Raw genomic sequence first — 12,900 nt, forward strand, 5'->3', positions numbered from 1 at the left:
ATGGCCTCCATCAATACGATAATAAAAAACATTAAAGAACAAAAAATTGGTGCCTCACAGAAGCGAGTGTTCGTGGTAGAGGGCAGTGACGATGTGCATAGCTTTGAGCTGTTAATGTCGAGAGTTAACTCCAACTGGTCGCAAAAATGGGTAATTGCACCAGCGGGCAGCAAGAAGAATGTGGTCGAAATTATCAAGCAAGAAACGAACTGGGTTGGCTTGGTAGACCGAGATGATTGGCAAGAAGACAAAATCACCGAGCTTAGTCATCAGTATCAAAACTTACTGTTTTTGCCACGCTATTGCATTGAGAACTATCTCATTAATCCCGATGAGTTATGGCAAGCCCTACCCGACAAGCAGCAAGCAAAAATTATCGATGGCCTAGACGGCTTGCGCGCAGCCTTGGTCACAGACTTAGATAAATGGGTAAGGCATGGCATTTTATGGTCTGTGGTCAATCCACTTTGGGAAGGGCTGCGCTCGTTAGGCTTTAAAGATAAGTTGCTGGACCCAAAAAACATTGATGATGAAGGCTCGATTATCGAGACCTTGCGTGAATGGCATGTTTATTTAGATCCCGAGCGAATTTGGACTTTGTATCAAGAGAAGATGGCCGAGGTAAATAATAAGTCGCAATCAGACAAGCTGTCGCTCTTCGTTCATGGAAAATGCTTTTACGAACAGGTAGTGGATCCTGCACTAGACCAGTTGCTGGGCCAAAAAGGCAAAAATCACCGCCAATTTTCTATTATTAAAAACCTGCCCGCCCCCGAGGATTTACAGCCTGTATGGCAAAAACTGGAGTTAATTTAATGCAAACCAGTGAACTGGCCAAAGGCATTGCCGCCAAGTTTGAACACAGTCGCCTCGTGTTTTGGTACGACGCCGAGCAACGGTTTACCGATGAAGCCACTCAATTTGCGGTTGAGGGCATAACTGGCCTTGATGTTTGTGTGCTGAACATGAGTGAGCTGTCGGTTTTACAAACCAAGAAGCGCATTGAGTTAGATGAGCCGCTGCAGGCATTTTTGTTGTACTTCCCCCACGCAGAGCCAGAGCCAGATAACGACTGGTTACTAGACGTGCGCTTATACAGCGAACAGTTTTTTGCCGATCACAGTTCTATGCTACTCACCGAGCTGGGTATTCCGCTGATGGCCTTGCGCTCTCATATTCATGGACGCCAAGCGTTTTTAAATGACAAACAACGCAGATTGCACCTTAAAAAATGGGTAACAGAAGCGGAAAACGAACAGTCGCTAGACTGTAAAATGATCGCCGTAGTTGCCAAAGCTGATTCAGCTTCGTTAAAGGATATCTTACAGTCGTTACTAAAAGATTATGCCGATTCTCTTGGTCAAGGGGCGGACACGCCACCGGCGCTTGAGCAGCTAAGCAAATTTGGTTTAACCGATGCCTTGTGGACTGAGCTTGGCCAGGAATTTGGTTATCGAGCGGAAAAGCCGAGCATTAATGATTTTGTGCTTAAGCTATTTTGCACTGAATTTTGGAGTCATCTTGAAAACGCCAATCGTGACTGGTTGCGCAACAACGTATTAGCATCGGCGTCTTGCCGCTCTACCGCCTTGGCATTTATGAGCAGTTGGCGGGATAGCCGACAGTTTTCTGCCAGCTATGAACAAATTGCCAAGATGCTGGAGCAGGAGTTAGAGATTGGCCGCCATAGTCTGGCTTATCAGCCGCTAGAGCTTTTGGAGTGTGAAACCTTTGAAGCCATTGAACAAAGCATGATCCGCGGCTTAGTACTGGAATTACTGGATACTAGCCAACAACTGGATAAAGTTTTGTTCGAACGTATGTTATCGCGGCGCATGGCCAGCCACTGGGTAATGTCTCGTGCTGAATATCGGGCTATCTATGAGGCACTGCGAGCCGCGGAAGTATTGCTGCATTTACGCCAACGCTATGTTGATGGCTTTCATTATCAGTCTGCCGCGGCCATGTATCAGGCTTATACCGAAGAGCTTTATCAGTTTGATCAGGCTTATCGAAACTTTAATGAGCATGTGCATTCAGTACAAAGCAAAGGTGCCGACATTTTGCGCCAGCTCGATGACGAAGTAGAAAGCTTATATACCACCTGGTACCTCTATGAGCTGAGCTTGGCGTGGGATGGACTATTGGCAAAAGATTTGTGTGCCACCAATACATCCGGTGACGACTCGCAGCTGACTACTTGGCAACTGCCTGGCGTGCCCGCTCAACAAAGCTTTTATCAACGAGAAGTACAAAGTCTATTTAACACCACGCAAATTAAGCGGGTGTTTGTGGTGATCTCTGATGCCTTGCGTTATGAAGTGGCTCACGAGCTAAGCACCAGCATTAATAATGAACGCCGGTTTAAAGCCGACTTAAGCACGCAACTTGGCGTATTACCCAGCTATACCCAACTGGGCATGGCGGCGTTATTGCCCCATCAAGAGTTAAGCTATAGAGCCGCCAGCGATCAAAGTGCCATTGTGTATGCTGACGGCCAATCGACCAGCGGTATCGAGAATCGCCATGCCATTCTACAAAAAGTAAATGGCTTAGCCGTGACCGCTAGGGAGCTAATGCGCTGGACTAACCAAGAAGGTCGCGAAAAAGTAAAAGACGCGGCTGTGGTGTATATCTATCACGACACCATAGATGCTATTGGTGACAAAGGCGCTACCGAAGATAAAACGTTTGAAGCCTGCCGCGCTGCCATTAATGAGCTCAAAGACTTAGTGGGTCGGGTGATCAATCGCCTGAATGGTAGCCGAGTCTTAATTACCGCCGACCATGGTTTTTTGTTTCAACAGCAAGCTTTGGCAGCCGCCGATAAAACCGTGCTGCAGCATAAAGCCGAGGGCGCCATTGAAGCGAAGAAGCGTTATATCATTGGTGAGCAGTTAACCGCCGGTCACGTTTGTTGGAAAGGTGAAATCAAGGTTTCAACTGCCAAGTCGCGAAATACGGAACTAAGCAGCCACTTGCCTAATACTGAGTTTATATTGCCAAAAGGCGTACAGCGCTTTCACTTTGTGGGCGGGGCTAAGTTTGTGCACGGTGGCGCCATGCCACAAGAGGTCTGTGTGCCGGTATTGCAGGTACGTGAGTTACAAAAAGAACAAGTGGCCAAGCACGAGAAGCAGCCGGTGGGCGTGGTAGTAGCCACCCAACCCATTAAGCTGGTGAACAGTATTGATAAGATCCGTTTCATTCAAACCGATCCGGTGAGTGAGCGCACCGTGGCCCGCCAGCTTGATGTGTTTATTGTGGACCCCGCGGGTAATACCGTATCCAGCCGTGAAACGCTGAATTTTGATAGTATCAGTAAGGCCATGGACGACCGCGTCCGTGTAGCTCGACTTAAGCTGATTGGCGCACAGTTTGATCGCAACGCCGCTTATACCTTGGTGTTAGAAAATACCGCGACCCGTACTCGCTATAACCAGTATGCGGTAACTATAGATTTGGCGTTTCAAGATGACTTTTTTTAAGGTGTGAACATGAACCAAGATGATTCCCAGCACAGCCATTCTGTACCTCAAGAAGGCGAATGGCAGAGTAACGATGAGCAACAGTCTCTAGAGACTGATGCCGCCATTACTCAACAAATTTATGTTGAGAACATGCATGTTCATACTCAACCTTATGCTGATGGTACTAACCATTATGATGAAGTAGCGCCTGGCATCGATAACGCAGATTTAGCACCACCTTCAAATCTAGTTAAAGAAGAAATAAAAGCACTGCAAGCCCACGACTTAGATGACTTGCTGAATACGCACTTTAAAGGCCGTGTGGTACGTAAAGATCTCACTAAGCAGCTGAAAGAAGGCGCTAACGTTCCCGTGTACGTACTGGAGTATTTGTTAGGCATGTACTGCGCGTCTGACGATGATGAGGTGGTTGCCACAGGCTTAGAAAACGTAAAACGGATCTTGGCTGAAAACTACGTACGCCCCGATGAAGCCGAAAAGATTAAGTCGATTATTCGTGAACGCGGCTCGTTTAAAATCATCGACAAAGTAGGTGTGAGGCTTAATCAGAAAAAAGACGTTTACGAGGCTATGCTATCTAACCTCGGCATTAAAGATGCCTTAGTGCCGACCAACATTGTGAGTGACAATGAAAAGCTATTGACCGGCGGCATCTGGTGCATGATCACGGTGCAGTATTTTTTTGAAGAGGGCCAAAAGACCTCACCGTTTTCAATTTTAAACTTAAAGCCCATTCAAATGCCGTCCATGAATATGGACGAAATATTTACCGGCCGCGCTCAGTTTAATACCGACCAATGGATGGACGTTTTGCTTCGCTCTATTGGCATGGAGCCCACTAATCTGGATCAGCGCACTAAGTGGCACCTAATCGCGCGGATGATCCCCTTTGTTGAAAACAACTATAACGTATGTGAGCTTGGCCCCCGCGGCACTGGTAAGAGTCACGTCTATAAAGAGTGCTCCCCTAACTCTTTGCTGGTCTCTGGCGGCCAAACCACGGTGGCTAACCTCTTCTATAACATGAGCTCTCGCCAAGTGGGCTTAGTCGGCATGTGGGACGTGGTGGCGTTTGATGAAGTAGCCGGCATTAACTTTAAAGATAAAGACGGCATTCAGATCATGAAAGACTACATGGCCTCGGGCTCATTCGCCCGTGGACGTGATTCTATTGAAGCTAAAGCATCCATGGTGTTCGTAGGTAACATTAACCAAAGTGTAGAAACCTTGGTTAAAACCAGTCACCTGTTAGCGCCCTTTCCTGACGCCATGATAGACACTGCCTTTTTTGACCGTTTTCATGCTTATATTCCCGGCTGGGAAATCCCGAAAATGCGCCCGGAGTTCTTTACCGATCGCTACGGCTTGATCACTGACTATTTAGCCGAGTACATGCGTGAGATGCGCAAGCGCACTTTTGCTGATGCCATCGGTCGTTTCTTTAAGATGGGCAACAACCTTAACCAAAGAGACGTGATAGGCGTACGCCGTACCGTATCTGGCTTATTAAAACTGTTACATCCAGACAGTAACTTTACCAAAGAAGACGTGCGAGCTTGCCTTACTTACGCGTTAGAAACTCGCCGACGGGTTAAAGAGCAGCTGAAGAAGCTGGGCGGCATGGAGTTTTTCGATGTGCACTTTAGTTACATCGACAACGACAGCCTAGAAGAGTTTTTTGTGAATGTGCCCGAACAAGGTGGCAGTAGCTTGATCCCAGAAGGGTTAGGCAAACCCGGCGTGGTGCACATGGTCACCAAGGGCGCTACATCTGGCCAATTGGGTTTATACCGCTTTGAAACACAAATGACGCCAGGCAATGGCAAGCACTCTACCTCTGGCTTAGGCTCAAACACGCCCGCCAAAGAAGCAATACGGGTAGGTTTTGACTATTTTAGAGGCAACCTAAATCGCATTAGCGCATCCGCCCGCTTTACTGATCGTGAGTATCATCTACATGTGGTTGAGCTCCATAACACCGGCCCCAGTACCACTACCAGCCTAGCGGCATTGGTATCATTTTGTTCTGTATTAATGAATAAGCCAGTACAAGAGCAAATGGTGGTGTTAGGTGATATGAGCTTAGGCGGCGTGGTAAACCCAGTATCAGACCTAGCAGGCAGCTTGCAAATGGCGATGGACAGCGGCGGACGCAAAGTATTACTACCCATGGCATCTGCCTCCGACATTCCAACTGTACCCGCAGAGCTATTCTCAAAGTTCCAAATCAGCTTCTACGCAGATCCAGTAGACGCGGTGTTTAAAGCGCTGGGTGTGCAGTAGCAAAATGAATGCACCGCTTGTTGCAGGCGAAACATGCAACTTGATCGTAAGCGTCACAGCATCCACACCTGTTTAGGCCCCGAGCGGGAGATCTCCAGAGCATAGGGAACCTCTTCTTGGCGGCAGGCTTGAGCTAACGTTTTTACATCCGTAGCCCAATCAGCCTTGCCAAAATCGACTGCTAACAGATGGCTGCGATTATCCAGCAAGTCAGGAAATAACCAAACATGCTATTGCAGTAGTCGCTCTAGCGACAGAGGCTGCTGATGATTTTGGATCGCTCCACCATCATGGCTATCAGCCCTTCGGAGCGCTCAGAAACTGGATAAGGGTGTTCCTCGGTTACCTGTAACCGCCGAGTCAGCGAAGAACGTAGTGACTGTACATTCAGGGTGTCGTTTTCGATGGCAGAAGAAGCCACAATGCTTTGCAGTAGCGTATCCAAAGCCTGTGCGTGTGGCTAACGCTTTGCCGATTAGTACGCCAGATTTAAGGCGCACATTACGTAGGCGGGGTGCGATAAGGTCTTCATTCCAAGTAAATGAAGGCCAGTGTGACTGCTGCCAGATCCAAGTTTAAGTCATGCTTAACCGTTACTAAACAAACCATGAGCCGAATATGGTATTTAATCGGCTCAAGCGATATCTCCACTTCTTGAGCCCGAAATTTATCCGCTGCCGTTATAGTTTGTTATGCCAACATTCAAATTTTGTCTTAAGTACACGTAACTATTCAGCATATACCCATAGTGGTTAGGAGATAAAAAAACACTACATATTGTGTTTTTTGCGTTCCGTAATGTATGAAAATGAGTCGAATTCAGTATTTCCTATAGCGTTAAAAATTTGACTGTTTGTTTTATATGTATTTATTTTCTAAAAACAAACTGAATAGTTACAGTGCAAGTGCACTAGAAAATCTGTCACAAGCAACCCCTCAACCCCAGGAAATATTGCTGCCCAAGTGAGCCTAGAAAGTACTACCTACGTTACTCAGCCCACTTAGACGCCGTCGGATACACCAAGTGTCTGCTGGTGGTGCGTATGCTGCCATCAATTACTGTTCAAAAAAGGCAGTATGGCTACCATCCCACCGCATAGAAATGCCAAGCACTGAGAGGAAGGTCATCCTAGAAATGAAGCGGTTGTTGCGCTTAAATCGGGTAACTTGGATGAGTGGAAAACACGATCTGATTACCATAAGCGTTCATTCTCAGAGACCGCCATGTCTCGATATAAACAGCTTAGTCCGACCTTAAGCTTGCGTAAATACAACGGCCAAGTGAGCGAAATATTAGCCGGAGTAAAGGTCATGAACAAAATCATCGGACTGGGTATGTCAGGGAAAACGCATGAAGGCTACAATATTCTTTATAATCAAGTACTTATAAAATAATACAATACGAGAATATTTACACAAACCATTGATTTAAAAGAATATAACAAAAATCATGCGTTAGCCCTGCAGGGTATACCGGTTCGCCAGCACCTCAGTTAATGACCATAGGTCTTATGGGAATTGCTACGTCTGCTCTGATTTAGGAAACAACGACCATATAGCTTATTAACTAAACCTTAGAGGTCCTCTCATTTTTATTGCTTAAATAACCTCGAAGATCCGCTTGTATAATCGATGTTGAGACAAGTAATAAGAGAATTTTTTCATTAGCTTGATGGCATTATCCTCTTTCATCTTCGGCAGCATTTGATAATAAATGCACCCTTGCCGAAAGAAAGAGTAGGTGCGAGTTTTGCCGGTATTGGCTTTTATTGTCTTCTCCAATCCAGCGGCATCACCAGCCTTACCCAAGAGAGTCAGCAGCACAATCGCTAAGGCGCTGAACAAGAATAAACGGTCGCGTCGCGTGGTTGACTTAATGTGCGTGTCGGACATTCCCATGCCGAACTTATAGTCCTTTATGTCACGAAAGCTGCACTCAATTCCCCAGCGTTTACCATAGAGTTTGAGGGCATTTGCAGCACTTAGGTCTCGGCGATTACTGGCTAAAAACCACGCTTCTTTCATACCTGCTTTCTTACAGCAAAATACCCGCGCAACCGGTTGGCGGTGAGTGGTCAGCTCTATGTCTTTCAGTGTCCGAACACGGCCACTCGGTGTGAGCCACTGCTTCGCTGGGGTTAGCTTTTCGCCGATAGGGCAGAGTAGAATATTTCCTTTAAAACGAATGAGATAGCTGAATCCTAACGCATCTTCCAGTAGGGCGAACAACGCCGTGTCTCCAAAACCGCGGTCGGCAACGACGGTAACAGAAACATCGTCTGGCATGCTATTTTTTAGCTTCAGCAACAGCTCATCTTCATGGGCATTACGTTGACCTTTTAGCTGTGATTTCTGGTGGGTTTTCCAGAGCAGTGGCGTGTTGCGACCATGGTTAGTCTGCATGCTGATAACGATGCTGCTATGGTCATCGGCATCGAACTCAGTCCAGTCCATGGAGACCACGATTTCTTTACGTTCAGCCACCACATAAGGCACCCAATCATCGAACAATGACCACACATCGAGTTTGCTATTACTCAATAAACGGTCAACTTGTTTGATGGCATATTTACGCTCTAACCCATTTGCTTGTGCGAGACCATTACCGATTGCATGAATGGCTAACGAGCTAGATTCAATAACACCTTGAGTCGCATTAGCTAATGAGAGAACCCGCTTCGCATGCATATCTTGGCCAAAGATGTCATCGAGGTGTTCGGATATAGTATCGCGGGTAATCATAGGCTGCCGTGTCGTCAAGTTTGGTATCAAGATAGGTATTTTACCTGCGAAGCCACGCCAGCTCTAGTTCTTATGAAGGGATGGCTAAGTAACTAAACCTATTATGAATAGCTTCTGTTTTGAGGATGAGCAAGTGCCAATAATCGCATTTTTATTTGCATCTATTTCTGGTTACCAGAGAGCGCTGTTAAGTCCGTATTTCTGAATCCATCAATAGTATAATCATCAAGAAAACAGAGTGAAACAATCAAATAATATCTTTGCTTAGATGCGTATAGTAGCCTAGTTTAATGTGGTACTTGTTTTTTTGTATTGTTATAGATAAAAATCATTCATAACACTTTTAATACACTAAGGTTTAACTATGAGCGTAAATTTAATAAATGTTACAACGGAATGTGAACTTAAAAAGTTATCAGATTATGATATTGAACACTTATATGAAAGGTACCTCAATGGTGAAGAAACCTCCTCTTTAGTTAAAGATTATAATTTAAACATACATCCAGGGAAATTGATTTCAGTGTTGCCTAAAATTACTCTCGATGACACTTTATGTCCTTATTGCAGTATCCCCATGCAAAAAAGTAGACAGACAAGAGGGTTTGATAAGTTAAGTATAAAATTAGCAAGTATTGAATGTGGTAAATGTAGCCATAACATTTACCCTAAAAACTTTAACATCAAACCTGAAGATTGCGAATGTGATAACTGCCTAAATTTAAGTGCTAGTAACAGACTTAATTTTGAAAAGTTAATTGAATCTGAAGTTTTAGATGGCTTTAATTCCAAAGTAAATCCTTTATTAAGTTATGAAGATATAACATTGTTTGATAAAATATTTTTGCTTTCGTTGCTAAGAATGCAAACTAATAATAATTCATCCTTAATAACATCATCAAGAGGATATTCTAAGGATAATCTGCTCACTTCCTCGGACGATTTGAGTGTTAAGTTAATTGACACCTTGGTTTCATGTGGAGCATTGATATACGAACCAAACTCATTGATAATATTCTTTAATGGCAATAAGTACGGTAATAAATTTGATATCAAAGATATCAAATGGCTTTTAAATACAACACAGAATGGAATTGAGCGAGACACTATAAGTAACGCTATAAAGATATTGCATCAAGAGTTAAGAAATGGATATAACAATACATTAGAAGATGGGACAATAGATCTGTTTTTTTCTTTAGCCCAAAGAGATGTAATTGGTTATATTTTGTCATTAACTAGTATGTTTAACATTAACTTTGTGGAAGACGAAATACTTAAAGAAACTATTCTACAATTTTTAAAGAACTTTTCCGTTAGTGAGATATGCCATTTTGCCAACAAAGCTGTAATAAATTCTCATTTATGTCAGTACAAGCAAGTGCTTAACAATGAAAACATAATATTGGCTGAAATGTTGCGGCTAGAAAAGAGGGCTCTTAGTGGCGATTGGAATGCATACCAATATGATGATAATGTTTTATTGCCAAACTCATATGTAGGTGAGGTTTTTTTTGATTTGTTTCTTTGCGATAAAAGCGCAAGACTTAATAGATCCCCAGGTAAGTACGCAAATGTAAATTTAAATAAAAGAAATAACACTTTGGACCGTATAGTTAGTAAAGAAATACTCTGTGTTCTGTGTCAGTCCCATAGTGTTAATGTAAATATGACAAGTGTAAATATAGAAGTTATCTGTAGTGAATGTAGAGGGGTTAGTGTGTTTAATTATAGTGACTGACGCTTTTTATTTATATATGCAACAGCACACATAGTATATCATGTGTGCTGTTGGTAGTGTATTGTTTAATACTTTTACATATGTTAGTGCAAGCGTGTCATTGGGAGAGTAACATTTTTAAATTTAGCTAAATAAGTGTTTTCATATAGACTTATTGAAGTGTAAAGTTTTAGTTTTAAATTTAATTGTTCTGATGGTTTTTAATTATCTAATTAAAAGGTGCTAAAAATACATTTATCTATATTGTAAACTTAGCGCTGACCATAACATCAAGCTATAATTATTAGTATCTATTAGATAGATTATAAATTTTTGGTGTTGCTATGGAGTATGTGTTTTGATTGATAATAATGATGTTAAAGCTAGGTATTAATTATAATTTTAAGTAATATAGTATTAAATTATTTAATAAGTAACAAACCTTACCAAACCCCTCATATGGACCGCGCCATACCTGAGTTTGAGAGCAACAGTAGTAAGAAATTACGGAACTCTACTGTGGTACTGCGTAACCTAGAAAATGCTCTCTCCTTAAGCACAATGCAGCCTCAGCTGATTTCGGAGGTTAGTGCACATTTAGATTATGCGGCTAACATGACGCGATTTGCTATTAAAATGAGAGGGTTACTGAGGAACCAAATACTAAATGTGTGCAATGCACACCGAGATCGATGTTGCAATTAAGTAGCAGAGATGGTGATAGGTGTGTAGGTAGCACGACTAGGGTTTGCAACCTACACGACTTTTAACGTTAATATTTATAATATAAATTCTCAATGGAGTATAAGTGTTATTATCACCTTATAAGAATCATTATTATTGGTAAGGGGGGTTAATGAATGAGACTCAATTAGTAGATATTTCTCAATATGTGAATATCGGTACCGCGTTAAGTCAGCGCATCGAACATTTGGTTGAACAGGAAGATTTTGGGCCCGAAGATTTAGCAGCGCTGCTGCAGCAAGCAAAAACGGCCGGCATCCACCTTGAACAAGATCCTCGAGTACAAAGTTTGTTCTCACGCTTTCTGGCTGACTTTGAAACCCGCAAAGACCAGTATTCGGCAAATAGCTGGCGTCAACTCCAATATGGCTGGGACAAGTTCACTCGATGGGGCAATGAACAAAAATTACCAACCCTACCGGCAACCGCCAAGACAGTCGAAAAGTACGCCTTGGCCATGTCTGAACTCATGCACCGTAACTCATTGGGCCAACTGTTATGGGCGATACGAACGGTACACCTTAAAGCCGGTTGTAATGATCCCACCGCGACCGTGGCTGTGAAAGACAGCATGAAAGCCGTACGTCGTAAGAAAGTGGAGAGTGGGGAGGCCATTAAACAGGCGACACCGTTACGCCAAGCGGAGTTGGATTTACTGCAAAAATACTGGGGTGGGACTGACACAGTGAAAGCGCAGCGTAACTTGCTCGCACTTAATTTAGCTTATGAAACCCTAACTCGAAAGTCAGAACTAGCACGGATCAAGGTGGGTGATATCGAGGTCATGGCCGATGGAAGTGGGGTGATAACGATTCCATGGACGAAGACCAATAACAGTGGCGAGCCGGAAGTTGCTCCCATTACTGCTGACGTTATGAACATGATCGCCGATTATCTGTATATAAATGATATTGAATGGGGCAGTGATGGCCACTTACTGCGCCCCTTGACGCGTTATGGTAAATTACAAAAAAGAGCTGATACACCGCTATCGAGCCAGGCTATTGATTGCATATTTAGTGAAGCTTGGGACATTGTGTATCCACACCGGCCGGCATTGCGAAATAAAACCGCATTTAGCGGTCACTCATGCAGAGTCGGAGCGGCTCAAGATTTACTCGCTGCTGGTTACAGCATACCCGGTATCATGCAGTCCGGCCGATGGAAAAGTGAAGTCATGGTGCTGCGTTATTGCAGAAATATCATGGCACAGGAAGGGGCAATGTTTAGGATGCGCCAAGCTCTAAGTTCATAGGAGTTTAGCGGGTAGGGTGCTGTAAATTAACGACAAGGGTCACATGTTAGGTCAATAATTGCTCAGTGTAACCCTTCCCTAAGTAACACCAATGGCTTCTGGACGGGTATTATCTGAACTTGAGGATATAACCGACATTCCGCACCGGTTTTAATGTTTATTTTCGACGAAAATGCCCACACATTTGCAGAAGATGAGGAAAGTGGCTGTTTTGAAATCAGAGTATAAAATCGAGTTGTGGGATCGTAGAGCATGCTCTTTAGCTCCCCTATTCGGGATAAAAAACAGTGTAACCGGATATTGTTAGATGACGCCACTTTAAGTGTCATCTAAATTCTGTACCTAGCGAAAAAATTGTGATGTAAATCTCAATTTTAAATCTAGAAATTAGGTGCGGAATGTCGGATGAAGTGTAATAACATGTAATCAACCTTACCAATCCCCTCATATGAACCGCGCCACACCTGAGTTTGAGAGCAATAGTAGCAAGAAATGACGAAACTCTACTGTGGTACTGCGTAACTTAGAAAATGCCCTATCTCTAGGCACAATACGGTCTCAGCTGATTTCGGGGGTTAGTGCAAATTTAGGTTGTGCGACTAACATGACGCGATCTGCTATTAAAATGAGGGTATTACTAAGGTAATCAACAGTAAATATACAAA

At 43.6% G+C, this 12,900-nt stretch carries 8 protein-coding genes and 2 pseudogenes; 6 read left to right on the forward strand and 4 right to left on the reverse strand.

The window, feature by feature from the left end; all coding sequences use genetic code 11:
- From R0134_RS16235 to brxL, 3 genes are read left to right on the forward strand one after another with little or no spacing between them, the layout of a single operon-like run.
- Window positions 1–816: a DUF4435 domain-containing protein gene (locus R0134_RS16235; RefSeq protein WP_319784407.1), complete on the forward strand. Its 816-nt coding sequence runs from the start codon at window positions 1–3 to the stop codon at window positions 814–816.
- A complete protein-coding gene (pglZ, locus tag R0134_RS16240) occupies window positions 816–3,488 on the forward strand; it encodes a BREX-1 system phosphatase PglZ type A (RefSeq protein ID WP_319784499.1) in 2,673 nt (890 codons plus the stop codon). Before R0134_RS16235 ends, pglZ begins: the two co-directional genes overlap by 1 nt.
- A 9-nt stretch (window positions 3,489–3,497) precedes the next feature.
- Window positions 3,498–5,774: a protease Lon-related BREX system protein BrxL gene (brxL, locus tag R0134_RS16245; RefSeq protein ID WP_319784408.1), complete on the forward strand. Its 2,277-nt coding sequence runs from the start codon at window positions 3,498–3,500 to the stop codon at window positions 5,772–5,774.
- A 53-nt stretch (window positions 5,775–5,827) separates the two neighbouring features.
- Here brxL and R0134_RS16550 read toward each other — a convergent pair whose 3' ends face one another.
- The 3 genes and pseudogenes from R0134_RS16550 to R0134_RS16555 all read right to left on the reverse strand — a co-directional run.
- Window positions 5,828–5,983, reverse strand: coding sequence for a TOTE conflict system archaeo-eukaryotic primase domain-containing protein (locus tag R0134_RS16550; protein WP_413641469.1), 156 nt, complete (start codon window positions 5,981–5,983; stop codon window positions 5,828–5,830).
- Between the two features lie 38 nt (window positions 5,984–6,021).
- On the reverse strand, window positions 6,022–6,219 hold the full coding sequence (locus tag R0134_RS16250) for a DUF4172 domain-containing protein (protein WP_319784409.1): 198 nt from the start codon (window positions 6,217–6,219) through the stop codon (window positions 6,022–6,024).
- Window positions 6,220–6,286: 67 nt separating this feature from the next.
- A pseudogene (locus R0134_RS16555) lies at window positions 6,287–6,343 on the reverse strand (hypothetical protein); the annotation flags it as partial.
- Window positions 6,344–6,747: 404 nt separating this feature from the next.
- Between R0134_RS16555 and R0134_RS16255 the strand changes: the two are divergent.
- Window positions 6,748–7,169, forward strand: a pseudogene (locus tag R0134_RS16255) (IS5/IS1182 family transposase); the annotation flags it as partial.
- Window positions 7,170–7,373: 204 nt separating this feature from the next.
- Here R0134_RS16255 and R0134_RS16260 read toward each other — a convergent pair.
- The gene (locus R0134_RS16260; RefSeq protein WP_319784410.1) at window positions 7,374–8,516 is read right to left on the reverse strand and encodes an IS4 family transposase; all 1,143 of its coding nucleotides are present in this window, start codon (window positions 8,514–8,516) and stop codon (window positions 7,374–7,376) included.
- A gap of 364 nt (window positions 8,517–8,880) precedes the next feature.
- On the opposite strand from R0134_RS16260, the gene R0134_RS16265 reads away from it, so the two are divergent.
- Both R0134_RS16265 and R0134_RS16270 read left to right on the forward strand, forming a co-directional pair.
- Window positions 8,881–10,257 (forward strand): hypothetical protein, encoded by a 1,377-nt coding sequence (locus R0134_RS16265; protein ID WP_319784411.1) that lies wholly within the window; start codon window positions 8,881–8,883, stop codon window positions 10,255–10,257.
- Window positions 10,258–11,092: 835 nt separating this feature from the next.
- Window positions 11,093–12,235: a tyrosine-type recombinase/integrase gene (locus tag R0134_RS16270; RefSeq protein WP_319784412.1), complete on the forward strand. Its 1,143-nt coding sequence runs from the start codon at window positions 11,093–11,095 to the stop codon at window positions 12,233–12,235.
- The last annotated feature ends 665 nt before the right edge of the window (window positions 12,236–12,900 follow it).

This window comes from Oceanisphaera sp. IT1-181, assembly GCF_033807535.1.
Taxonomy (GTDB): domain Bacteria; phylum Pseudomonadota; class Gammaproteobacteria; order Enterobacterales; family Aeromonadaceae; genus Oceanimonas.